This is a genomic window from Hungatella sp. (assembly GCF_046966825.1).
This window is the reverse complement of record NZ_JBKVCZ010000039.1, coordinates 1-24572: the sequence shown is the minus strand read 5'-3', so window position 1 is coordinate 24572 and position 24572 is coordinate 1. Positions and strand designations below refer to the sequence as shown.

Annotated in this window: 28 protein-coding genes; 27 read left to right on the top strand and 1 reads right to left on the bottom strand. The window is 44.5% G+C overall.

Annotation, left to right across the window (positions count from 1 at the left end; genetic code table 11):
- Nucleotide 1 precedes the first annotated feature (1 nt).
- The 6 genes from ACLTD4_RS14140 (at nt 2) to ACLTD4_RS14115 (ending at nt 6460) form a co-directional block, all read left to right on the top strand.
- Entirely contained in the window at nt 2-943 is a 942-nt protein-coding gene (locus ACLTD4_RS14140; protein WP_412331374.1) for an ABC transporter permease, read from the top strand.
- A gap of 12 nt (nt 944-955) precedes the next feature.
- The gene (locus tag ACLTD4_RS14135) at nt 956-2482 is read left to right on the top strand and encodes a sugar ABC transporter ATP-binding protein (protein WP_412331373.1); all 1527 of its coding nucleotides are present in this window, start codon (nt 956-958) and stop codon (nt 2480-2482) included.
- 12 nt (nt 2483-2494) lie between these two features.
- Nucleotides 2495-3616, top strand: coding sequence for a sugar ABC transporter substrate-binding protein (locus ACLTD4_RS14130; protein WP_412331372.1), 1122 nt, complete (start codon nt 2495-2497; stop codon nt 3614-3616).
- Nucleotides 3617-3707: 91 nt separating this feature from the next.
- Nucleotides 3708-5216 carry a xylulokinase gene (locus ACLTD4_RS14125; protein ID WP_412331371.1) on the top strand — a complete coding sequence of 503 codons (1509 nt, stop codon included), beginning with the start codon at nt 3708-3710 and terminating at the stop codon, nt 5214-5216.
- A 2-nt stretch (nt 5217-5218) separates the two neighbouring features.
- Nucleotides 5219-5749 (top strand): nitroreductase family protein, encoded by a 531-nt coding sequence (locus ACLTD4_RS14120; RefSeq protein WP_412331370.1) that lies wholly within the window; start codon nt 5219-5221, stop codon nt 5747-5749.
- 204 nt (nt 5750-5953) lie between these two features.
- The gene (locus ACLTD4_RS14115) at nt 5954-6460 is read left to right on the top strand and encodes a BadF/BadG/BcrA/BcrD ATPase family protein (RefSeq protein ID WP_412331369.1); all 507 of its coding nucleotides are present in this window, start codon (nt 5954-5956) and stop codon (nt 6458-6460) included.
- A gap of 158 nt (nt 6461-6618) precedes the next feature.
- Here the strand turns inward: ACLTD4_RS14115 and ACLTD4_RS14110 are convergent, their stop codons facing one another.
- The gene (locus ACLTD4_RS14110) at nt 6619-8553 is read right to left on the bottom strand and encodes a hypothetical protein (RefSeq protein WP_412331368.1); all 1935 of its coding nucleotides are present in this window, start codon (nt 8551-8553) and stop codon (nt 6619-6621) included.
- Nucleotides 8554-8888: 335 nt separating this feature from the next.
- On the opposite strand from ACLTD4_RS14110, the gene ACLTD4_RS14105 reads away from it, so the two are divergent.
- The 21 genes from ACLTD4_RS14105 to ACLTD4_RS14005 all read left to right on the top strand — a co-directional run bounded on the left by ACLTD4_RS14105 (nt 8889) and on the right by ACLTD4_RS14005 (nt 24484).
- Nucleotides 8889-10268 carry a transposase gene (locus tag ACLTD4_RS14105; protein WP_412331367.1) on the top strand — a complete coding sequence of 460 codons (1380 nt, stop codon included), beginning with the start codon at nt 8889-8891 and terminating at the stop codon, nt 10266-10268.
- A 9-nt stretch (nt 10269-10277) separates the two neighbouring features.
- Nucleotides 10278-11189: a hypothetical protein gene (locus tag ACLTD4_RS14100; RefSeq protein ID WP_412331366.1), complete on the top strand. Its 912-nt coding sequence runs from the start codon at nt 10278-10280 to the stop codon at nt 11187-11189.
- Between the two features lie 156 nt (nt 11190-11345).
- Nucleotides 11346-11996, top strand: a complete 651-nt coding sequence (locus tag ACLTD4_RS14095; protein ID WP_055650594.1) for a hypothetical protein — start codon at nt 11346-11348, stop codon at nt 11994-11996.
- Complete coding sequence (locus tag ACLTD4_RS14090; RefSeq protein WP_242866158.1) at nt 11971-12534, top strand: hypothetical protein; 564 nt, start codon at nt 11971-11973, stop codon at nt 12532-12534. The genes ACLTD4_RS14095 and ACLTD4_RS14090 overlap by 26 nt, the downstream gene beginning before the upstream one ends.
- A gap of 137 nt (nt 12535-12671) precedes the next feature.
- Entirely contained in the window at nt 12672-13664 is a 993-nt protein-coding gene (locus ACLTD4_RS14085) for a DUF5688 family protein (protein ID WP_055650595.1), read from the top strand.
- A 50-nt stretch (nt 13665-13714) separates the two neighbouring features.
- Nucleotides 13715-14695: a DNA adenine methylase gene (locus ACLTD4_RS14080; protein ID WP_081034906.1), complete on the top strand. Its 981-nt coding sequence runs from the start codon at nt 13715-13717 to the stop codon at nt 14693-14695.
- A complete protein-coding gene (locus ACLTD4_RS14075; RefSeq protein ID WP_008400407.1) occupies nt 14692-14952 on the top strand; it encodes a hypothetical protein in 261 nt (86 codons plus the stop codon). The genes ACLTD4_RS14080 and ACLTD4_RS14075 overlap by 4 nt, the downstream gene beginning before the upstream one ends.
- The gene (locus tag ACLTD4_RS14070; RefSeq protein WP_002593826.1) at nt 14949-15227 is read left to right on the top strand and encodes an AbrB/MazE/SpoVT family DNA-binding domain-containing protein; all 279 of its coding nucleotides are present in this window, start codon (nt 14949-14951) and stop codon (nt 15225-15227) included. The genes ACLTD4_RS14075 and ACLTD4_RS14070 overlap by 4 nt, the downstream gene beginning before the upstream one ends.
- Nucleotides 15228-15231: 4 nt before the next feature.
- A complete protein-coding gene (locus ACLTD4_RS14065) occupies nt 15232-15792 on the top strand; it encodes a hypothetical protein (protein WP_055650597.1) in 561 nt (186 codons plus the stop codon).
- 16 nt (nt 15793-15808) lie between these two features.
- Nucleotides 15809-16369, top strand: coding sequence for a YodL domain-containing protein (locus ACLTD4_RS14060; RefSeq protein ID WP_002593824.1), 561 nt, complete (start codon nt 15809-15811; stop codon nt 16367-16369).
- 87 nt (nt 16370-16456) lie between these two features.
- Nucleotides 16457-16783, top strand: coding sequence for a SpoVG family protein (locus tag ACLTD4_RS14055; RefSeq protein ID WP_002593823.1), 327 nt, complete (start codon nt 16457-16459; stop codon nt 16781-16783).
- Nucleotides 16784-16873: 90 nt separating this feature from the next.
- Nucleotides 16874-17071: a DUF6133 family protein gene (locus ACLTD4_RS14050; RefSeq protein WP_333491461.1), complete on the top strand. Its 198-nt coding sequence runs from the start codon at nt 16874-16876 to the stop codon at nt 17069-17071.
- The gene (locus tag ACLTD4_RS14045; protein ID WP_242866159.1) at nt 17055-17531 is read left to right on the top strand and encodes an A24 family peptidase; all 477 of its coding nucleotides are present in this window, start codon (nt 17055-17057) and stop codon (nt 17529-17531) included. Before ACLTD4_RS14050 ends, ACLTD4_RS14045 begins: the two co-directional genes overlap by 17 nt.
- Nucleotides 17532-17680: 149 nt before the next feature.
- Nucleotides 17681-18541 carry a Flp pilus assembly protein CpaB gene (cpaB, locus tag ACLTD4_RS14040; protein ID WP_055650599.1) on the top strand — a complete coding sequence of 287 codons (861 nt, stop codon included), beginning with the start codon at nt 17681-17683 and terminating at the stop codon, nt 18539-18541.
- A gap of 3 nt (nt 18542-18544) precedes the next feature.
- On the top strand, nt 18545-19357 hold the full coding sequence (locus tag ACLTD4_RS14035; protein WP_055650600.1) for an AAA family ATPase: 813 nt from the start codon (nt 18545-18547) through the stop codon (nt 19355-19357).
- Entirely contained in the window at nt 19351-20997 is a 1647-nt protein-coding gene (locus tag ACLTD4_RS14030; RefSeq protein WP_412331365.1) for an ATPase, T2SS/T4P/T4SS family, read from the top strand. Before ACLTD4_RS14035 ends, ACLTD4_RS14030 begins: the two co-directional genes overlap by 7 nt.
- Entirely contained in the window at nt 20994-21923 is a 930-nt protein-coding gene (locus tag ACLTD4_RS14025) for a type II secretion system F family protein (RefSeq protein ID WP_055650602.1), read from the top strand. The genes ACLTD4_RS14030 and ACLTD4_RS14025 overlap by 4 nt, the downstream gene beginning before the upstream one ends.
- Before the next feature lie 2 nt (nt 21924-21925).
- The gene (locus ACLTD4_RS14020) at nt 21926-22798 is read left to right on the top strand and encodes a hypothetical protein (RefSeq protein WP_002593816.1); all 873 of its coding nucleotides are present in this window, start codon (nt 21926-21928) and stop codon (nt 22796-22798) included.
- A 17-nt stretch (nt 22799-22815) separates the two neighbouring features.
- A complete protein-coding gene (locus ACLTD4_RS14015; RefSeq protein WP_002593815.1) occupies nt 22816-23226 on the top strand; it encodes a DUF4320 family protein in 411 nt (136 codons plus the stop codon).
- 22 nt (nt 23227-23248) lie between these two features.
- Nucleotides 23249-23794 carry a hypothetical protein gene (locus ACLTD4_RS14010; RefSeq protein WP_002593814.1) on the top strand — a complete coding sequence of 182 codons (546 nt, stop codon included), beginning with the start codon at nt 23249-23251 and terminating at the stop codon, nt 23792-23794.
- An 81-nt stretch (nt 23795-23875) separates the two neighbouring features.
- Nucleotides 23876-24484: a DUF6550 family protein gene (locus tag ACLTD4_RS14005; RefSeq protein ID WP_055650603.1), complete on the top strand. Its 609-nt coding sequence runs from the start codon at nt 23876-23878 to the stop codon at nt 24482-24484.
- The last annotated feature ends 88 nt before the right edge of the window (nt 24485-24572 follow it).

Below are 24572 nucleotides of genomic sequence, written 5' to 3'. Positions count from 1 at the left end.
TATGGATAAAAAGCAGATTTTAAAGACTGTTAAGGAAACGCCAGAAACCAGTGTAGTAGCCGCGTTGGTAATTATGGGCATTATACTATCGCTCCTCTCCGATGTGTTTTTCACTGTGGGAAATTTTGTAAATATACTTCAACAAGTTTCTGTTACAGCGATTGTGGCAATAGGACAGGCGTTAATTATAATTACGGGAAATATTGATCTTTCAGCTGGATCGACTATGGCATTGGGAGGTGTCACAGCAGCTTTTTTGACACAGCTGGGATTAAATCCGTGGGCGGCGGCCCTGATTGCTGTAATAATTGGCTGCGGCATTGGATATATCATCGGATTTATGACAGTAAAACTACAAATAGTGGCTTTTATTGTTACTTTGGGCATGGATTACATTTTAAGAGGATGTTGCTACCTGATAACGGACGGAATGCCTATAAGCTACATGAACGCGGCCGCAGTACTGGGAAGCGGGAAAATTGGGATAGTGCCTATCTCCATTTTTATTATGCTGGTTCTAATTATCGTTTTTCAGATATTTACTAAAAAAACTGTTACGGGTAGATATTTTTTTGCAGTGGGGTGCAATGCGAACTCTGCAAGGATGTCTGGAATTCGGGTAGATAGAATTCAGATAGGTGCCTATATCGCCATGGGAGCATTAGCCTCTTTTGCAGGAATTATTAATGCAGGAAATCTATGGACGGCTGATGCGGTGTCCGGACAGACATTGGGACTTGACACAATCGCTGCCAGTACCATTGGCGGGGTATCTATGTCGGGAGGTTCGGGAAGTATAATTGGTGTTTTATTAGGCGCCATCATTATAGGAACGATGAAAAACGCATTCGTATTGCTGAATATTTCCGCATATTGGCAGAGAGTTGCTATTGGTTTGATTATCATTCTGGCTGTCGGCTTAGACCGCCTGCGTGCCAAATAACAGGAGTAGTATATGGGGGAAGAGATTTTAAGATTAGATCACATATCAAAGTCTTTTTCTGGGGTGCAGGCTTTGACGGATATTAATATCTCGTTCAAAAGGGGAGAGGTACATGCTCTGGTTGGTGAAAACGGGGCTGGGAAAAGTACGATGATGAATGTGATATTTGGTAATATTCTTCCGAGTCAAGGGGTTATTTACTTGAAAGGAAGTCCGGTGACAGTCAATGATCCTAAGGTGGCCCAGGCACAGGGGATTTTTATGATACATCAGGAAGGTTCTCTTCTTGATAGCCTGAGTGTGATGGAAAATGTGCTCCTCAGCGGGCTCTGTAAGAATCGATTCGGCTTTTTAGATAATAAGAAAATATACCAAAAGACAAAGGAAGTATTGGAGCTTCTCGAAATCGGGCATATTGATCCGCGAAGAAGGGTCGAGTTTTTGAGTACATCTGAAAGACAGCTGGTAGAAATAGCAAAAGCAATTGCATTAAATCCTGCCCTTGTGATAATGGATGAGCCTACAGCTTCTATCTCCATAAAAGAAGTAAAAATCTTAATGAATATCATCAGAAAGCTCAAGGAACAAGAAATTGGAATTATCTATATTTCTCATAAATTGGAAGAGATCTTTGAGATAGCCGATGTTATTTCCGTTCTTCGGGATGGAACGCTGGTGGGAACATATGCGAATAAGGATTTGAATACGGATCGACTCGTCTCCTTGATGGTTGGACGCCAATTGGGAAGTGAGATGGAGGAGCTGCAAAGAAATGCATCAAGGAGTGCAAATAATAATTGGGAAGATATTTTGAATGTAGAGGGAATTGAAATTCCGGAGTGGAAAACAAATGTATCCTTTCGCCTGAAAAAGGGGGAAATTTTAGGATTCGCCGGCCTGGTGGGGGCTGGCAGAAGCGAGCTCTTTGAGGCCCTCATTGGATATAGGAAATCGAAGGTGCAAAGGATTGTATATCAGGGAAAGAATATACAAATTCGAAATCCGGCCCAGGGGATTGCGCAGGGAATAGGTATGCTCAGTGAGGATCGAAGAGAAAAGGGAATTTTTGCAGAACATACCATCCGGGATAATATGAACATTGTCAATTTGAAAAATTTAAAACGGGGGATGCTGCTAAATAAAAAGAAAGAAAATGCCGTCGCCGGGGAAATGAAACAAAAGCTTAATATTAAAGCGGCAGATTTAAAAACAAGAATAAAAAATCTCAGTGGCGGAAATCAACAGAAGGTTTTACTGGCCAGATTCTTATCGATGAAAAAAATGCCGCAGATTCTTGTGCTGGACGAGCCTACCCACGGTATTGATGTGGGTGCAAAGGCAGAAATATACCGAATCATTAAAAAACTGGCAGAGGACAATATTTCCATTGTTTTAATTTCTTCAGAGATGTCAGAGTTGATGTTATTGTGTGATCGAATTATTGTCATGCATGAGGGGAAAATTACAGGGGAAATAAATCGTTCAGAATTTGATCAGGAGCTTATTATGCAATATGCATCTAATTTAAAAACTAAGTAGGAGGGAAACATTATGAAGCAAAAGAAGTTGATGACCATCGTTGCGTCAGTGATTGCTGCGGCTTTTTTGACGACAGCATGTGGAGGAGGGCAGGCGGCAGAGACAACCGTAGCCAGCACAGAACAGACGGAACAGGCGGTAGAGCAGTCAGGGGAAGAAACTGCCGCTGAAGCAGAAAATGATGTTGCGGCTAAAACTGCGCAATGGCCGGACTACGCGCAGTTTACCCCGGTAGAGCAGCTGCCTGAGGAACCTTTAAAATTTGCTTTTCTCGGCTATAATAACAATCCGTTTTGGAATCTGGTTCATGAGGGACTGGAGGACGCCACAGAGCTTTTCGCTGGTTTAAATGTCGAGATAGAAGATGTGAATATCGGAAATGAAATTACTGCGAAAGCCTACAATGATACAATTGACGCCTGTATTTTAAAGGGGTATGATGGAATCGTAGGCGTTCCCCTGGTAGCTGGAACTGAGGTGGGGATTAACCGCGCGGCAGAGGCCGGAATTCCGGTAGTTAATATTGTGGGCGAGGCAGAGGGAACGGATATTCCCATGAATAAACTCACATGCATTATGATAAACAGCCAGAAATGCGCTGAGACACACGCGGATGCGCTGATTGAGTGTATTGAAAAGAACAATGGCGGTGAACCGATTAAGTATGGATATATTCAGTCATACCTTGGTTCAAAAGAGGATCTGCAGAGAAAACACTTTGAAGAGTATTTGAATGAGAAATTGCCGGGATGCGAGATGATAGGACCTTTTGAGGCGCTTGATCAGGCTGAGAAAGTATATACGGCAGCGAAGGACATGATGAATGCGAATCCCGATTTGATGGCCATTATTGTTTCGGGAGGAGGACCCAATGGAGCGGCCAGAGCGGTGCAGGAATTAGGAAAAACAGGAGAAGTTTTTGTATTTGCTAATGATGAGATTCCAGAAAACCTCCAATATGTAAAGAGCGGTGAAATGTACGAAGTTATGTCTCAGGGTCCGCAGGGACAAGTAGTAGATGCTTTTACCGTCTTATATAATTATGTTGTAGCAGGAGAGGAACCGGAATCAAAATTAATAGATGCCAAGACCTTTACGGTTACACAGGAAAACGTAGACGAGTATTTAAAGTAATGATCTTAATATAGCTATGCGAAAGGGATGGAGGGATACGAATAGATCCCGACATCCCTTTAAAGTATTTGTGAAGATAGGAGAAAAATAAATGGAGTTAATTTTAGGGCATGATTTGGGAAGCAGCGGTGATAAAGCGTGCATTTTTGATAAGCACGGAAAAGTATTAGCAGAGGCCTATTGTACGTATGAGACATTTTTTTCTGCTGATGGCGGCGCGGTTCAAAAACCCGAGGACTGGTGGAAGGCCGTATGTATTGCGACAAAAACAGTGATAGAAAAGGCACAGATTTGTCCGAAGGATATAGTAGCCATTTCTTTTGGAGCTCAGGGAAATGCCTTGCTTCCTGTGGATAAAAAGGGAAATGCACTAAAAGACAGTGCGGTAATTTGGATGGATAGCAGAAGCAGAAATGAAGCGAAATTCTTGATGGAGCACATACCGGAAGAACGATATTATGAAATTACCGGAAATGCCTTTGAAAGAAGTATGTGCCCCTCCGCTAAGCTGCTTTATATGAAAAAGAACGAGGGGGATATTTTAAAATATACCTACAAAATCATAGGTGTAAAAGAGTATTTAATTTTACGTTTAACAGGCAAATTTGGATTTACTGACTTTGGAGATGCCAGCGGATCTTGTATGTTTGATATTACAAAAAGAAAATACAGCGATGAAATACTGGATGCTGTTGGGATTAAGAGCTGCATTCTCCCGGAGCCGCTCGACTGCACGGAAATTGTAGGGACTATTTCTGCGGAAGCATCAGAATTGACAGGGCTTTGTCAGGGGACACCCGTTGTGCTGGGAACATGGGATAACTTTGCTTGTGCCACAGGAGCGGGCGTTCGGGAGAAAGGAAAATATGTCTGTTATCTGGGAACAGCGGGATGGCTGGGCGTAGATTCTTTGGAACCTCTGCGTGACTCAGATATGAAATTGAATGTTGTATATGTAGGACGGGGGGAGTATCACAACAGCGCTCACTCGCATGCGGCGTGCATGTCTTTGGACTGGGTTCTTGACAATATGTGCGGAGGCTTAGGACAAGAGAAATATCATCAGGCCACTGAAATGGCGGAAAGAATACCTGCAGGCTGCGACGGAGTCCTTTTTTTGCCGTCTATGCTGCGGGGAAACACATTTTTTCAGGATGCCAGCTTAAAGAGCTGCTATATTGGCCTGCGGCCGGATATTCATACGGGACACCTTATACGAGCAGCTATGGAAGGAGTCGGATATGATTTATTAATAGGAGTAGATGGGCTAAAGAAAAAGGGAATTTCACCCAAAGAAAGTACCATAATTGGGGGCGGGGCAAAGAATGATTTATGGCTTCAGATTTTGACAGATATGTTTGGGATATCCTTGACACGGCCTGCAAATATGCAGCATATCGGCGCGTGGGGAGCGGCAATGATTGCTTGCGTAGGTGTAGGCATCTATCCTGATTTTGAATCGATAAAGGGCAAAGTGGCGGCGGAAAAAACATTTATGCCTCAAAGAGAGAATGCAGAGATTTATCAGAGAAATATGCAGCGAATGAAAATGGCGTATCAGTCCATGATAGAGTTATATAAAAAGTTAGATCAGGTATAGCAATGGAAAGAGAAATTTTAGAGATAATTAGAAAACGAAAGAGTGTTCGGAAATTTAGTGACAGGACAATTTCTGATGTACAAATTAAAACACTGTTAGAAGCAGGGCAGCAGGCGCCGTCTGTAAGAAATGGGCAGCCATGGCAATATATTGTAATTAAAAACCAGGAAAACAAACGTGCTCTCTCGGCTTTAAAAGGCAGCTGGCATCCATTAAGCCAATCAGCAGTGGGCCTCTGCATGTTTGTGGATTTGCAGGAGTATCCATCGACGCATAAGGAATTCTTTGCTCAAGACTGTGCGGCTGCTACAGAAAATATATTATTAACTGCGGCTGCAATGGGGATTGGAAGTTTATGGATGGGGGTGTACCCCAATGTAACTCTGGAAATGGCAGTAAAGAATATTTTAAAGGTACCAGCAGAAAAAACAGTATTTAATCTAATTGCTTTGGGATACGAGACAGAAAATGAGAGAAAGGCGCACAGAAAAGAACCGATAATATATTGGGAATGCTATGGAAGAAGCCAATAAACTTGTTGTGTTTTCCAGCGGTGCATGGTGAGAAGCGGCATGCAGAATTGCCGCGACTAATAAGAAAATTTTATTATATATAATGAATTTGGAATTTACATTCCGCGTACTTTGTGTTAGAGTGTACTAATGGGTAGATGGCCTTTGGCAGATGCGAAGGCCATCTGCCCATCACGTATTTATAAGAGACAGAGGACAAAGAAAATGACAGAAGACAAACGGAAGTCCCGGCGGCTTCTGGTGGGCATTGACGTAGGCTCCACCACCACAAAGTTTGCCGTCGTGGACGAAGATACCAGATGGATCCTATATTCTAACTATAAGCGCCACAATGCCGACCAGGTTCAGAGCGTGATCTGCGGGCTGCGCGGCCTGGCGGAGGAATTCCCGGGCCAGCCCATGCGCTTCTCCATGACCGGATCCGGCGCAAAAACCATAGCGGAAGCCCTGCATCTGCCGTTTGTTCAGGAAGTAGTTGCCAATTCACTGGTACTGCGGGAACAGTACCCCCAGGTTAGGACCGCCATCGAGCTGGGCGGCCAGGACGCCAAGATAATCTTTTTCCGCTGGGAAAAGGAGAGCAATTCATTAAGCGTTTCAGACATGCGTATGAACGGCACATGTGCAGGGGGCACAGGTGCCTTTATTGATGAGGCGGCATTGGATATTCTTGTGCAGCGCACCGGTATATTCGGCTGTGGTAACCATTGAAACCCTTCAGGGAATTACCATTGAACAGGAGACCATCGGCAAGGTGTGCGGACCGGCTATGTGACCTGCAACCAGCTGGAGCCTCATAGTTATCTGACGTATCCGATGGAGTATTATCTGTAAAAATTTTGCCCGCCTGGAGAAGGCGGGCATATTTTTTACCTGGAAGGTACGTTGCGGTGAAGCTGGTCAGGAACGGAGGAATGGCCTTTCTGCTGCTGCCGTGTATGGACATGGGACGGGGACGTACTGCGCCCCTGCTGAGAAGCCTGCCGTGCGTTCAGCTCGTTGAAAGAAACGGGCTGTCGGGACTGCCGGAGGTTAAATTCGTTTAGCTTCCGCAGTTCTTCCTGCTTATCGGAATTTTTAAAAGCATCTTCCTGCCCGGGAGAGGGGATTCCTTTTTCCACGCAGTCAATATGCCGGCTCAGGGTTTCGGAAGTCATATTATCCATGCTCACACTGCTAAAACGGGCTTGGTATAAATTATAGGCTTGCGTTTTGACATATGCATTCACACAGAAGGGTTGGCTGAACTGAGTCTTGATTGGTTCCGGCATGTTCTTTAGTCCCTGATACTCCGTTAGAGATAACATTAATGTTGCATTTCCAAACATAATTTCATCCTCATTTTTCATGAGATTTCCTTCAATAGCAGAGTTGAAAAGAGTGTGCTGGAAATTTGTATTCGTTAATGTATTGCTCCGTGTGCATACATCAAGGGCTGTGGCTGCGTAAGCGTATACGTTCATCGTTTTTTTCAGGTTTTCCATTTTCTGAGGCTCAGAATATATCTCAAGAACAGACGGACAATAAGCTCTGATGGTTTCCAGGCAACTGTCGGCTCCGGCACTGTCAGGCAAAGACGCTTTGGCGAGTTCACTCAATGCTTTTTCGTGTGAGGTCAGATGCTGATTTCCATCCAGTCCGGCAGCCCGTTCACGGATAACCTCCCCGGTCGCTGCTGCGTATTGTACCCGCAGAGGATCCTTCATGCTCATTGTATTGCGGAACATCTGAACGAGCCCCTGACAATAAGAAGTGAGCAGAGTATTCCGCTGCCCGGCCTTTAGGATGGAATCAGGATTATTTCCGTCTACGGGATAAATCGACTCAGAAGCATAGGAAGCGATTACATCAGCAAAAACCGGTGCGATATCTGTTTTAAACTGACGGACTTTTTCTGCTGTCAGCTCCGGCGTGTCGTCAGGCAAACGGTGGATTTCCCCCATTCTCTTGAAAAAACGGTCAAACCGCTGCCCATATTCTCTCCTTTTTCCGGCCATCTCCGGGCTTATGGCCTGATCAAAAGTCATATTCTCTTCTGCCATCATCATCCCAATCGCGAATCCGGCCGGAACATTTTCACGGCCAATATTTTTGAGGATATGGTCAGCTGGTTTTATGTACAAAGTATGTACCTCATTTGGTGTCTTGTTAAATACATCCTTTATGTGCTGGTCAAAAATATCTTTGCCGTGCCGTGCCTCCAGGGCCGCAGTCTGTAGTTCCCTCTTGCGGGCCCGCTCGATCAGCTTATCCGCAAATTCGGATGTTTCCTGATGCAGCTTCTCTGCCTGGGCGGTATTCCTGACCGCTTCGTTGTATTCATTCACCTCCTGGTTCCAGGAGGAATTAAAGCGTTTAAATAGCTGTTTGTACCAGGCAGGTTTTTGGGGAATTGTGGTGGATTGGGGGGTGGATACCGGGAAAATGGCGCTGCAGTGACCGTCCGTATGCTGGATATACGGTACCTTGGTCGAATGGAAATCTACCATATCCACAGAAATCCTGGCCATGGCATCGGTAAGGCGCTCGCGATAGTTGGTTTGGTCAACCGGAGGAGAGAACAGCTTTTTTCCGTTGACGTAAAGGGAATTCAGAAAATCCTGGACGAGAGCCGCTTCCTCGTTCGGGAGAGGCGCGTTTGGCTGACTTCTGTAGTTTTCATATATGGAAGGCATATTCATTAGTTTGGAAAACATCAGGAATGCTTTGTCACGTCCCTCAGGGGAGTTTGTGCCGGAATTAGAAACAGTATTTATATAATCCTGATATTCGCGCTGTTCCAGCTGGTTCATGTCCGTAATCATAAAATAAATGCTCCTTTTTTTGTGGTGTGGATTTGAAATAAATGCTTCTGGAAGTAGTTTACCAAATCAGCAGAGACATTTCAATTAACTGGCAAAACTAGAGATATTTTGGCAAAAAAAATAATGGTTTGCATTTTTCTGCTAAAAAAATGCTTGTTTTGCCAAAAGGTTGATTTCTCTGCGGGAATTATATTAAAGTAACTAAAACTTCCCACACCAATACGGTGTGTTGAACCTTGAAAATTCAATATTTCAGCCAATAAAAAGGCATAAACCTGTTCCGTTTGGTATAATGGAATTGACTAGAAACCATCTTTACAAAGGAGATTTATGCCATGTCCAGTATACCACAAAACCATTGCGATGAGAACGAGTTAATTGATTGCGTTCAAAGATTTTTTTCCAGGCATCATGTCAGCAAGCTTCTTGCCAGATGTAATGGGATGAAAGAAAAAGGCGTTTCACCTGTTTCTCTCCTTCGTTACAAACTCTGCAACGTCTTTGTCGGAAGAAGTATGTATATGCAGCAACGGATAGGTTCCTTTAAGGAAGGTTTTTCAAAGAACACTTTTTACCGGTTCCTTAATTCGGTAAAAACAAACTGGCTCCGTTTTACTTCTCTTCTTGCTGCGGATATCGTTAATAAGGATCTCAAAGATCTAACGGATGATAACAGGAAAAATGTGTTCATCATTGATGATAGCCTTTTTAGCCGAACCAGTTGTAAGAAAACAGAACTGGGATCAAAAGTATTTGACCACACCGATATGCATTTCAAAAAAGGGTTTCGGCTGCTTACTTTAAGCTGGAGTGATGGAAACACATTGATTCCGGTAAACAGCTGCCTCTTAGCATCTGCAAAAGAAACAAATATTATCGGTCCGGTAAAGAACTTTGATAATAGGACTATTGCAGGAAAAAGGCGTAAGCTTGCGCAGACAAAAGCACCAGAAGCAATGATGACTTTGTTGGATACTGCCCTCTGTGCAGGACTAAAGGCGGATTATGTCCTTTTTGATTCCTGGTTTTCCAACCCGGCACAGATCACAGCCATCCATTCAAAAGATATGGATGTGATCGCTATGATTAAGAAAAGCAGCCGCATCAAGTATTCGTACTGTGGTGAACAGTTGAACATCAAAGAGGTCTATTCCAGGAACAAAAAACGCCGTGGCAGATCAAAGTATCTGCTTTCTGTTGACGTCATGGTAGGAAAAGAGAATCCCATTCCGGCGAAAATCGTTTGCGTAAGGAATAAAGCAAATCGCAAGGACTGGCTTGCTTTTATCTGTACGGATACGACCCTTTCCGAAGAAGAGATTATCCGTATTTATGGAAAGCGCTGGCAGATTGAGGTTTTCTTCAAGACCTGCAAATCTATGCTGAACCTGATTGGAGAATGCCGCAGCTTATCCTATGATGCACTGACAGCTCACGTGGCTATCGTGTTTACCAGATATATGTTACTTGCAATGGAACAGCGCCAAAATGTAGATCAGAGAACGCTTGGCGAATTGTTCTTTTTCCTTGTTGATGAAATGGCAGACATTACTTTCAGCAGATCACTAGGCATCCTGATGGATGCCTTAATGGCAAGTCTTCAGGAAATCTTAAAGCTCAGCGATGAGCAATTGAGAGCTTTTACTGCTGATTTTGAAGCAAGACTACCGAAATATCTGCGTAACGCACTCCATCCAGAGTCTATAGGAGCATAAATCACTATTTTGTTAGCTGAAATATTGAATTTTCAAGGTGCAAAGCCCATTTTAAGTATGGGAAGTCTTAGTTTATTATCTATCAGTTTTATTGCAACATCATCCACAATAAGTAATAGTCAACTTAAAGGTATAATAAATGGTCAACGTACAATGGAATATTGTTGTAATATAAGTGAGCTACCAGATAACAAGATCTTGTACAGTATTTACAATTGGATTTATACAGATGGGAATCCAATTGATAAAGCAATCATTGTTAGAAACGTAATTAGTTTGCATTGTAAGTACGTTTCCATAACGGAAATCGATGAAAAAGTTATGGCTTCAATACAGTCTAATTATAACCTTTATTTAAAAGAAAATGTAAAGGCGTATTTAGAACTAAAGAATAAAGTTGCGGAATTTATAAGCGATACCGTTTCAAGAACAGGAGAATATGCGACTGGATTATTAGATAAATTTAAGTCAAATATCATTGCTATATTTGGATTTTTGTTTACTGTGATTTTGGCTAATATAGTGTCAAATCAGCCATTAGATAATCTTTTTACAAAAGAAATTACTATTATAGTAGAATGTGTTTTACTGGGTTCTTTTGTATATTTAATAATATGTTACTGTCAATCACGTTATGAAATCAAAAAAGTATGGGACAGTTATGAACAACTTAAACTTAATTACAAAGACATATTAACAGATGAAGATTTATCAGAAATATTTGGTAATGATGAAATGTTAGAAAAAATGAAAAGCTCAATTCGTAAATCCGAAAAAATATATTTAAGTCTATGGATTATATTTTTGCTCGGATCAATTATTGTAGTTGAGAGTTTAAGTGTTTGTCCAGTATATCCTAATATATTAAAAACTTTGGAGTATATATCAGAGTTGGCATTAAGATTTTCAATAAAAAAATAATTATTATATAAAATGGAGGCAAAATTAATGTTTTTTGCCTCCATTTTTTAAGAACTATTAAGTTAAAAGTAAAAGGCAATCATGCTTTATTTATCAAAGTGTGATTGTCTTTTTTGTGCTTAAAAACGGATGAAAATGTAAAGGAGGAAGAATACAATGATTCGATTTATGAGTGATACACGTTATGCTGGGCTGGAAAAGGAAATGCAGCATATACCAGGATTTTGTCCAAGAAGGAGCGGAATGGTTATCAGTCACCTTTCTGATTGTTTGGAGAATCAGAGAAGCCCATGTGAACGCCTTGTTACCGATTATGTCCCGTTTTATGAGCTTCTGGAGGTGTTGGCAGAGGAAGTGGCTGTCAGCACCTTTGTAAGCCGCGTGTGCCGTCTGACAGGGAGAGGAAACCCGCGATTTTTTGAAAATGGTCATAGAGAACGGTTTTTGGCTATGGGAGAGAAGTGTAGCAGAGCCATTGGAGAAGCAGCGACCTGTTCGGCAGTCTATCTTCTTTCCGCAGATCGATTTTTGTGTAGCAGAGCTTTAGCGGCAATTGACCAGGAGGAAATTCATTTTTCCAAAATCCATATCCATGGCGTCGATTTAGATGGCTATGTTTTGTTTCATATGGCAAGGGATCTATATCAGGGAAGTAGGCATGTCCGTTTATCAGAACTTACAGATCCAGAGCTGGTCAGTGATAGAATATTTGAATGGATTATGACGGCCTGTGTGATTCGTAGGCATGGAATCAGAGTTTTACGAGAGGAGGAAAGAAGGATTGACAGGAGCAGAATTGGACAGTAGCAGTGAAAAAACAACGGAGCGTTCTGTGCTTCGGCTTTTTAGCCCTTTGACAGCTATCATGTATGCAAAGGATGACTGGGGAGAGTTGGAGGAATGCAGTGAGGAGTTATTTCCATCTGAGTTGTGCAGCTATGAGACGGAAATTCTGGAACAGATTGCAAAGGAGTACCTTCTGGAAGAAGGAGACAGAGGACTGGCGGTCTACTTGGATATTCCAGAATTAGAAGAAAAGATTTATAGTATGAAGCCTACCGTGGAAGTCTGGCATGGGGAGTTATGGGGAGTTCTGGAAGTAGAAAGTCATAATCAGCTTTCTGAAAGAGAGATTGAAGCAGTAAAAGAGTACTGGGAAGGCCAGGAAAGTGATGGGTGGGGAGAGGGCTTTGAACAGCGGGGAATCAAAATTCCAGAAGGGGAACTGTATGTTAGCTTTTGGAACAGTGGAGATGAATTCTTTCTGACCACAGAGGAAGGATTGAAAGGAGAAGAGCAGGAACCCGACATTCAGAAAGGAGGGATTTTTTTTGAAGCATTATGATAGAGAATTTTATATCTTTCGATAGTTTAGTAACATGGAAGGAGAGCTGTATTTTTTGAATAGTATGAAGGAAGGTACTCGTCTGACTGTTTATAAGATGGAAAACGGTATGAATAAGGTGTAGAGGAGAATAGAAAATGACCTATGAGGAGTTTTTACAGTTAACAGAAAAGAATTTAAAACGATTTTTTCCGGAATCTTTTCAGGAGAGAAAAGTGGAAATCAGAGAGGTTTTAAAAAATAACAATATCAAATTACAGGGAGTATATCTGTCAGGTAGCCCAAGCTACACATCCGTTCCACTTTTATATCTGGAATCCTATTATCAGGAGCTTGAGAACGGAAAGAAGCTTGAAGATGTGTGGCAGAACATCGCTCGGGATTATCAGAAGTGTCAGGAAACGGCAATAACCATAGATGGCATTTCCAGTAAAGAATGGGATTATGAAACCATAAAGAAGGGGTTGACCGTCTATGTCCGAAATGCACAGGAAAATGTTGATTTTCTTGCAGATTGTCCTCATGAAATACGTGAGGATCTGGCACTGGTTTATGGATTTCATGTGTTGGTGGACGGAGAAAAGGACGGAAGTGCCATTATCAATTATGACAGGCTGAAGTGGCTGGGAGTCAGCGAGGAGCAATTAAAGCAGGATGCCTGGGAAAACATGAAGCAGAGCAATCCTCCTTGTTTTTTGGATTTACAGGATATGCTGGCAAAAATGTATTTTGACGAACCGGGAGATGTCAAGGCCGGTAGTTTGGAACATTTAGAGGATGTGGATCCCAATGCAATGATGTATGTTCTGACGAATTCAAATCAGGTTAATGGGGCGGTTTATATGTGTGATGAAGAAGTAATGTCTCTTATTGCAGAAAAGCTGGGATCAGATTTAATCGTGATTCCGTCATCGATTCATGAAACGATTATTCTAAAAGAAACAGAGAATATGAGCGTAAGAGAATTGAATGCGATGGTAGAGGCAGTAAATGCGGAAGCCGTGAATCCACAGGAAAGGCTGGGGAATTTTGTTTACCGATTTGATAGGGAGGCCCAAAGACTGGAAAAAGCAGTAGAACAGGCAGAGGAGCTGGATTTTGAACCTGGGATGTCACCGGTATTTGCGTAGGACTCAGTTATATGTTTCATGAGTATTGTGGATGTTAGGAGGGATGCAGAATCAACAGTTTTATTTCATGGGTTGGCGGAAAGAAAGCACTCCGCAGCCTGATTTACACAATGTTTCCGGCAAACTTTGATCGTTACATTGAAGTGTTTGGCGGAGGTGGTTGGGTACTGTTTGGAAAACCACCAGATGACCGGTGTATGGAGGTTTATAATGACTATAACTCAAATCTGGCAAACCTGTTTTATTGTGTTAAGAACCGCACGGGGGCATTCCTTAAGGAACTCGGATTTCTTCCGTTAAACAGTAGGGATGAATTTACAGTAATCCGTAAATTTATTGAAAAGCAGGAACCGGATACCCGATTTTTAATTGAGGAGTTGGAACTTGCAGAGAAGTATTTGCTGCCGCCGGATTATGAGGAAGTGAAAAAAATCCTGCTGGAAAATGCAGAGGTAACTGATGTAAAACGGGCGGCTGCATTTTTTAAATTGATCCGGTACAGCTATGGAAGTGGTTGTACATCCTATAGTTGCCGTCCGTTTGATGTGCGGAACTGCTTTGACACCATTTGGCAGGCATCTCGCAGGCTGGCAGATACTGTAATAGAAAATAAAGACTTTGAGGCACTGATTCGGCAGTATGACCGGGATAGTGCCTTTTTTTATTGCGATCCGCCCTATTATGAGACGGAAGGTCATTATGCAGTGGTATTCCGAAAAGAGGATCACAAACGGCTCCGAGACACTCTGACAGGGAGCAGGGGGAAGTGGATGGTCAGCTACAATGACTGCGATTTCATCCGGGAACTGTATGCAGGATATTTTATTACAGCCGTTACGCGCATCAATAACCTGGCTCAGAGGTATGAGGAAGGTTGTGAGTTTCCAGAGGTCATTATTACCAATTATGATCCTGGTGAGAGGGAGCGGTTAAAACCAAGACAGCTGGATCTATTTGGAATGTGGGGAGATGGAGAAACGGATCATTACGAAATCCGGGAAGAAATCTGTCCGGAAAGAGAGGTGCTATGAGAACAGAAAACAAGAGAAAAACAATGGTGCAAAAAAAGGAAAACGGTGTCCTTTCTGTGCCTAGTGAACTGTTACTGACGGCTGGGATTCCGCTTGATTGTGATTTGATGATAGAAACAGTCCCCGGAGTGATTCTGATTGGTATTGAGGCTCCGGTACAGACGGTTTGCAAACCCTATCTGAAGGTGTTCGATGAGCTGGGGATTGAACCCAATGAAGTGGAGGCATTGATGGGAAAGGAGAAAAGGACCAGATGAGTAAACCGATGTATCGTTTAGTGGATGGAAAGGGACGTGTCTTGATTCCAAAATCTATGAGGGAAGCGGCAAAGCTGGAGTATGGGGATATTGTTTGTCTGGGAATGGCGGGTGGAAAAATTACAGTCCGGAAGGTAGAGGTTATCGAGGTGGGAGATCAGTCTCCGGAGGCAGTGGAGGCATATGTCCGTACTGCATTTCAGTTTATGCCAGATAGTCTCCGACTGGATCTGATCGGAGAACTGAGTAGACTGCTGCAGAAAAAGGAGGGGTAAGATCATGCAGGAATTCACAGAAAAGGATTGTATGCAGACAGAAAAGGAGATATCTATCCAGAACCGGGTGGTGGTTCTTCCCTCAAAGGTATTACCAGAGCATTACACGGGGCAGCTTTTTTTCTGTACGAATATCCAGAAAACAGAAAATCCCAGACATTCCATTGCCCATTTGGTTTCTTTATCTACTGGGGAGGCATGGCACTGCTGGAACAGGGATGTGGTTGGTGTGCTGCTACCAGAACTGTTGGGGGAAAAGGAACGGCTCCAGCTCTCCCAGATCCGTCCATTTGGGGCGCTGGATTTACATGGACATTCCCCAGAATATTCTGGATACAGTTTTCTGCCGGATGGACGCTATGCGTCAGGGGTATGGCTGGCAAATCCAGAGGAAGTATGGAGCTATGTAATGATGCAGAAGGACTACCAGTATCGGATTTTGATCTGCGACAGGGATGATTTTGCCGTACTGGAAATGTTAGAGGGAAGGATGATCTTTCCTGATGTGCAGAGTCTGGAACAGTTTCAACAGGCACAGAAGGACGGGGGGATGGAGATGATTTAGAAATGAGGGAAGGGAAATGAAGCAGATTCAGATTGAAAATGGAGTGATCCGGTATTATGGGAACCGGGTAGGTCGTGTGACGGAAGGATGTGCAGTAGTGGATCCCATGTTTCAGAATGAAGCATTAGAAAGCTTCCTGCGTAAGCAGAGGAATATCCAAAAAATTCAGTGGCAGGACGGGATCTACGACCGGTTGGCAAATAGTCAGGAAGATATGGAATCGGCAAAGGGGTTAAAAGATGTACGCATCTGGCAACTGAGAGGAGATGTGGATGTGCATATGAAGTTCCTTGCACTTTCCCAGATGGAGCAGCAATATGGCTCCCCCAAGCCGGATTTTTATATCAAAGTCTATGAAGGGGCATCTGACACCAATGACCTGGAAGAACTCTATGATAAATTCCGGTATCATCCGCCGTCCGGTTATACAGGTCATGGGCTATCCATTAGTGATGTGCTGGAACTCTATGATGAAACAGGGAGTTCCTTTTTTTATGTGGATCGCTATGACTTTAAGAGAATTGATTTTACAGAGTCGCAACCGGCGGAGGAATTCATACACACCATGCAGTTTTAGCAGGCAGTTTTGGCTGCCTGTTTGACTGAAATAGATCCAGAAAGGAACGGTTTATGAGCAGAAAAAAACAAAGGAGGAAGAATCAGTATGCCAGATTTAGACGTTCGGATTACATCTATGTATCCACCAGGAGTACAGGGCGGGATCAGAGCCTATGCATCCGCCACAATCGCCGGGTGTTTTGCCGTCCGGGGAATCAAAATCGTCGAGGGAGGTAAGGATGGGCTTTTTATGTCTATGCCCAGTCGGAAAACACAGGATGGATACAAGGATATCTGTTTTCCTGTGACGGAGGAATTCCGCAACGAGCTGAAACAAGCGGTATTGGGAGCGTATGGAGAGGCACTGTCCATGGCACAGGCATCTACCTTACAGACAGCACCCCCTCAAAATCCAGGGCAGAACATGGTCTGATTTAAGGGGTACAGAGAACAAAAACAGAAAATCAATGGAGGAGATCAAATGAAGAATATTAAAAGACAGCTGGTAAATTATCGAAATGCAATGGTTATGCATATGTGGAACGTAAAAAACAAGCTTCAGGATACATCTGGTGAGGGATATGTGGACACAGCCATTAAGATCCTGATCGCAGTTGTGCTGGGAGCACTGCTTCTGGCAGGTCTTTATGCACTGTTTAATGATACCGTACTTCCTACACTGGTACGCAGGGTGCAGGAAATGTTTGATTATAGCGGTTGATATGGAGATCAGGATATCGCTGCTTCAGGCAGTACAGGCAGTGTTTTTTTTCTCGCTGCTTATTGCGGTTTCTGCCTGGGATCTTCGGTACCGGATTATTCCGGACCGATTCCAGGCAGGGATTGCCCTGCTTTCCTTTCTGAACTTTGCACCCAGACAGCTGTTTGGAGCTTTAGGGGCAGTGCCATACCTCATAGTTGCATTATTTTGCAAGAGGGAAGGTGGAATTGGCGGCGGTGATATCAAGCTGGCAGGAGCAACCGGCTTGGTACTGGGACTTCCTGCAAGCCTGACTGCTTCCTGTTTAGGACTGACAGGATTTGTGATGTATGGTTGTATGGTCTGCCTGTGGAATCGGTTCAAGGGAAAACGAGATAAAGAAGCATTTCCTGTGGGACCGTTTCTGGCAGGAGGAGCGGCAGCCGTTTATTGTATGAGATTAGGAGGATGGATGATATGAAGAAGAAATTATGGATCATGGTTTGTGTTGCAGTGCCGCTTACAATGATTGCGGCCATCATATACCACAACAGAAAATAGGTAGACAGCAGTCAGTGGAACACTGGTTAAAAAGGAACCAAAATAAGGAAAAGAGTTGGAGGAGATGAAATGCGATTTTTGAAAAACAGGACTGTACTTGGTGTGCTTTGCATCGTGCTGTCTTTAATCATCTGCTTTGCAGTTACACCATTGTTTAATAAGGCTATGAGTGAAAAGACGGAAATTGTACGTGTAGTAAAACCAATTTCAGTGGGAGAAGAAATTACTTCTGACATGGTAAAGACCATAGAGGTTGGTAGTTATAACCTGCCAGATGATGTAGTAAAACATTCGGATACTGTGGTTGGGGCATTTGCATCTGCAGATTTGGCGCCAGGAGATTACATCCTGACATCCAAGATTGCAGAAGAGCCGGAGGCAGAAAATGCCTATCTCTATCATCTGACAGGAGAAAAGCAGGCAATCTCTGTTACGGTTAAGGCATTTGCCAATGGATTGTCCGGAAAGCTAAAGAGCGGCGATATTGTGTCAGTTATAGCTCCAGATTATAGAAAGCAGGGAAAAACGGTAATTCCTGCGGAGCTTCAGTATGTGGAGGTCATTGCTGTGACTGCAAACAGCGGATATGACGCAAATACGGGAGAAGAACTGGAAGATGGAGCGGATCGTGAGCTGCCTGGAACCGTTACCTTGCTGGTAACGCCAGAGCAGTCAATGATTCTGGCAGAGCTGGAGGCAGATGGAAAACTGCATTTGTCTTTGGTGTATCGTGGGGATGAAAAGAGTGCAGGGCAGTTTTTGGAAGCGCAAAACCAGATATTAACGGAACTGTATCCTCCAGAAGATATGGAAGGAGAAGCGGAAGAAAACGAGGCGCCGGATCACTCTGATAAGGAGCCAGAGGAAACCAAAGCAGAGGAGCAGGAGGAGTCCGAACAGGGCGAAACAGAGGAAAGCGAGGTGGAGTAAGCCTTGAATTTTCTGAAAAACAGTATTTTCAGCAGGGGAGCCGGGGACAGCTCTCCTGACTGGGAACCGGAAAATGAGAATCAAATGCTGGCAGTCTGGGGAAGTCCTGGATCTGGTAAAACCACGACAGCAGTGAAGCTGGCGGCGCGTCTTGCCATGCAGAAGAAGGATGTGGCTCTCCTTCTGTGTGATATGAATACACCGATGCTTCCCTGTATCTGTCCTCCTGGAGACCTGGAAGAGGAGCATTCTCTGGGGAGTGTTCTGGCAGCAACCCATGTGTCGGAATCGTTGGTACGCCATAACTGTATTACTCATAAAAAAATACGCCATCTAACGATCCTTGGAATGAGGAAGGGGGAAAATGAATACACATATCCACCTTACGAGCGGACACAGGCAGAGGAATTACTGCAGTGTTTGAGAAAGATCGCTCCCTATATCATCGTTGATTGTGGAAGCTGTATTGCCAATGACATTCTTTCGGCCATTGCCTTGATGGAGGCGGATGCAGTGCTGCGGCTGGTAAACTGTGATCTGAAATCCATCAGTTATCTTTCCAGTCAGCTTCCGCTTCTTAAGGACAGTCAGTGGGATGCAGAAAAGCAGTATAAAGTGGCCAGCAATGTATATCCCAATGAGGCCAGCGAACACATTGAACGGGTGCTCGGCAATGTGGCATTCCAGATCCCTCATTCCGAGGAAGTAAAGGCACAGGTTCTGGAAGGAAACCTTCTGAAAGAACTGGTGCTAAAGGACAGTAAGGGGTTTAGAAAAAACATGGAAGCAATCACAAAGGAGGTGTTCGGATGTTAGGGGAAAGACGCAGCAAAGCCGCGTTTTCTGCGGGTTTTCCCGAAGCTGTTCGGGAAGAAACACGACAGGATTCTGGACATCTTACGGAGGAGATCATGGAAACGGAGGCTTCTTTGGATGGCTTGGATGGAGGGGAGGGGACAGAAGAAAACTTCCAAAATGATAGCCTGTCGGAACAGGCTTGTGAAGGACAGATGCATGGAAAGGAGGATATCTGGTCAGAAGAGGAGGACATAGAGGCTCCTTTGTGTACTCAAAAAACGGGAGGTCGTTCTCTCCGTACCCATGACCTGTTTTTTGCATCGGAGGATGAAGGGCGTGACTTTCAGTCCGTGCTGCAGGAGATACAGGCGTATCTTTCCAAAGAATACAGTAATCTGGTAACCGGAGATGGAAACGAAGAAATAAAAGCACAGATCCGCCGATTTGCCGGGAAGTATATTCAGGATAACCGTATACAAGTACCGGGAAAAACCACGGATGAGCTGATTGATGCGATTTATTCAGAAATGGCAGAGTTCGGTTTTCTCACAAAGTACATCTACGGGGAAGGAATCGAGGAGATCGATGTAAATGCCTGGGATGATGTGGAGGTCCAGTATTCTGGTGGAGTGACAGAAAAATTGAAAGAGCATTTTGAAAGCCCCGAACATGCCATCAATGTCATTCGGCGTATGTTGCATGTGTCTGGAATGGTGCTGGATGATGCGAGTCCAAGCGTTCTGGGACATTTAAGTAAAAATATCCGTATTGCTGTACTGAAGACACCTCTTGTTGATGAGGATGTCGGGGTGGCAGCCTCGATCCGAATTGTGAATCCCCAGAGCATGAAGAAACAGGACTTTATAAAGGGAGGAACGGCAACCAGTCAGATGCTGGATTTTTTATCGGAGTGCATCCGGTATGGAATCTCTGTGTGTGTGGCGGGAGCCACAAGCTCCGGAAAAACCACCCTGTTAGGCTGGCTTCTGACCACAATTCCGGACGGTAAGCGTATTTACAGTATTGAGAATGGTTCAAGGGAGCTGGCGCTGGTACGCAGAAAGGATGGGAGGGTAGTCAATTCCGTGATTCATACCTTGACCCGTGACAGCGAGAATGAGAGGCAGAGAGTAGATCAGATTGCACTCCTTGATATGGCGCTACGCTTTAATCCGGACATTATTGTGGTAGGAGAAATGCGTGGACCAGAAGCGAATGCGGCACAGGAGGCTGCCAGAACCGGTGTTGCGGTTGTGACAACCATCCACTCCATGAGTTGTGAGGCAACTTACCGCCGCATGGTTTCCCTGTGTAAACGTGCTGTGGATATGAGTGATGAGACTTTGATGGGATTTGTAACGGAAGCCTATCCGATCATCGCTTTCTGCAAACAGCTGGAAAACAAGGAACGCCGTTTAATGGAAATCATGGAGTGTGAGATTCTGGCAGATGGAACCAGACGATACCGTCCGCTGTTTCAATATCAGATTACGGAAAACAGGGTGGAGGATGGAAAGTTTGTAATTGTGGGGCACCATAGACAAATCAACCCAATCTCGGACAGTCTGGCAAGACGGCTGATGGAGAATGGAATGCCGCAGGAAACGCTGGCAGGACTTTTGAATGTAAAAAAGGATAGAGGGGAGGAGAATGAATGACGGCGATTCAGCTATTGGCGTGTGCGGGAATGATCGTGGGTGTATTTTTACTGCTGGGAATGAAGCCAGTGGAGTTTACGGACAGCCTGTTTGGATTTCTATTGAATCCAAAACGAAGTCTGCGGGAAGACATCAGGGAATCATCAGGAAGAAAAAAATCAGGGATTTTGCGCAGGGAACTGGAGGAAGCACAGAACATCCTTCAAATGACGGGCAGGGGGAACCGGTTTTCCATCATCTGCGCAGTTGCTCTGGCACTGTTTTGCGCTGGGGGATCCATTGCTATTTTGTTGGGAAATTTTTTCCTTGCTCCGGTGATGGCAGTGGGTTTTTTATTTCTACCATTCTGGTATGTGAAACTGACTGCCAATCATTATAAAAGGGATGTGTCTGCAGAACTGGAAACGGCGCTTTCGGTCATTACCACAGCATATCTGAGGACAGAAGATATTGTGACGGCGGTGGAGGAGAATATAGCATATTTAAATCCTCCAGTGTCCAGAGTATTTCAGGATTTTCTTATCCAGATTAAAATGGTAAATCCGGATGTTCAGGCCGCCCTTCGGATTTTGCGGGGAAGGATTGATAATGAGGTGTTTCGGGAGTGGTGCGATGCGGTCAGTGACTGCCAGCATGACCGGAGTTTAAAGACTACACTGCCGCCCATCGTATCAAAGCTGTCAGATATGCGGAATGTGAACGCAGAACTGGAATACATGATTGCAGAACCAAGAAAAGAGTTTATGATCATGGTTGTGTTTGTAGTAGGCAATATTCCTCTTATGTATCTGCTGAATCAGGACTGGTATGATGTACTGATGCATACGGTACTGGGACAGTGTATTCTGGCTGCCACTGCGGCGGCTATTTTTATATCCGCTGGCTTTGTAGTGAAACTGACCCGTCCCATTGAATACAGGAGGTAGCTATGGAAGGCTTGTTATTTTTATTCGGGCTGTTTTTAGCTCTGGGACTTTTCTTTTTAACTGCGTCTGTTCTAAAGTTACCTACCATGGGTGCGGCGAAGGCCATGCTGGGTACGGTAAAACAGGAGCGGAAAGCGGCAAAGACATTGGAAACTTATTTTATGATCCTAGCAGTGCGACTGTCTGGTTTCATCCGGATGGATGCATATAAGAGAAGCAGGATGCAGAATGTGTTAAAAGCCAGTGGAATGAATATGACCCCGGAAGTGTATCAGGCGTATGCTCTGGTAAAGTCAGGCGCAGTACTTTTGGGGGCGATTCCCTGCATGTTCCTTTTTCCGCTACTGGTTCCTGTCGTGGTTGTGCTGGCCTTACTTCTTTACTTTAAGGAAAATCAGAAAGCGGATGAAACCTTAAAGGCAAAGCGGGAAGAGATAGAGGGGGAGCTTCCGAGAATGGTGGCGACTATGGAACAGGAACTGAAAGCAAGCCGTAATGTGATCGGTATGTTGGAGCGATTCAAGGGGAATGCGGGACCAGCGCTGACTGGAGAGTTAGATATCCTTCTGGCGGATATGCGTTCCTCCAATTATGAAGCGGCGCTGACACGATTTGAGGCAAGACTGAACTCGCCCATGCTGTCCGATGTGGTACGTGGATTGATTGGTGTCCTTCGAGGGGATGACAGCACAGTGTATTTTCAGATGCTGGCTCATGATTTTAAGCAGATCGAACTGCAGAGATTAAAAGCACAGGCACAGAAAATCCCTCCTAAGATCCGTGTTTTTTCCTTTGTCATGCTGGTATGTTTTCTGCTGACTTATTTGGCGATTATCTGCTATGTGGCATTGGAGAGCCTTGGAGGAATGTTTTAGACAGGAAGGAGGAGAGGATGAGGAGTCATCGTTTATGGAGAGCGTTGTCAGAAAGACGGGGCGAAGGATATGTGGATGTGATCGTGCTGGTTTTGTGTGCGGTCATGGTGCTTGCCCTTGCCATGCGTGTGCTTCCGGTTTTTATTCAGAAACAGCAGCTGGATACCTTCGCTACAGAACTGGTGCGTGAAGCAGAGGTAAGCGGGCGCGTAGGTGCAGAGACAAGCCGCCGTGCCGCTGTGCTGTCGGAAAAAACAGGGCTTCATCCGGACATTTTATGGTCCAGTCATGGAAGAATCCAGTTAAATGAAGAGGTTACCGTTACCCTGACGATGGATACAAATATCGGTCTGTTTGGCGAGTTTGCTTCTTTTCCGGTTACGCTTCGCGCACAGGCAGCTGGAAAATCAGAAGTTTACTGGAAATGAGGTGGAGGGATTGCGGAAACGGATGAAAGAGATACTGAGAGACAGGCGAGCCTCCTCATTTCCCATGACCATCGGGATTGTTCTTTCGCTGATTATTCTGATGTGTGGGATTAGTGAGTATTTCCGGCTTCAAGTCATTGCGGCAGGTGTGCGGGAAGCCGTGGAGGATGCTGTCATTTCCACAGTCAATGATAATTATGCAGGTGTGTATCATGGAGTCAGGGAGGGATATTCTGGCAGCTATGTTCCCTTTGGAGAGGGAAGCTGGGAAGAAGATCTGAATGAAGGGGACATTTATGATTATCTGGATGAAACCATAGGGACCCAATTGTCTGGCGGCAGGCATGTAAAGTATGCGGATACTGGAACTGCAATGGAGTTTGCCATAGATAGCCTGCAAGTGACGCTTCGGAATGCACCTCTGGCTCCATCGGATCCAGCCCATGCGCAGCGGTTTGAGGCAGATGCCATTGTTAGACTGGAGGTTCCAGTTCGGTTTGGCGGTCGGATTCTTCCATCCATGTGGATCACATTGAAGGTACAGGCTGGATATACAGAGGTGTTCTAGGGAATGACCTGGACTTTGAGAGGATTGTATAGTATGTTGTGCATAACAAAACAGAAAACAGGATAAAGGAGGAGCAGAATCATGAAACTGACAGAGAAGATGAAAAAGAATCTGGCAATTTTGGGCGGCGTGCTCATAGGAATCGGCCTGATCGCTGCCATTGGAATGCAGTTTGGTCCGAAACCGTCCGGTGAAGATGTTCTGCCAGGAACAGGGGAGACGGAAACAGAATTGATTGTAGATCCTGGAGATTTTGAAAAGAAGGAAGAGGAAAGTAAAGTAGTATCCAGAGAAGAAGAGAGCCTTGTGATTCATCCAGGAATCGGAGAAAATCAGGAAACAGACACTCAGGCGGTGGACAGCCGGTCGCCACAGACTGATCAGACAACGCAGAGTATTCAACCAAAACCAACTAAACCAGAACCGCCAAGCAAGGAGATCCTGACAGATCCAACACAAAAACCAGATGGTACAAAGCAGGATACCCCTCCGGTTCCCGTGGATCATGAAGCGGTAGAAAAACCGTCCGAACCGGTAGCAGATCCGGAACAGCCGCAGGCAGGAGATACTTCCGGGAACCAGATCTATGTTCCAGGATTCGGCTGGGTAGAAAACCATGGAGGAGGAGGCTCTGGAACTGCAGCAGAAGATATGTATGAAAACGGGAATAAGATTGGCATTATGGATTAAGACAGAAAGAAGAAGCACCACATCAATGTGGTGTTCAGACTGTAGACAAAATGGTTCCTGGTGCGATGCACCCGGAACCATTTTGAAT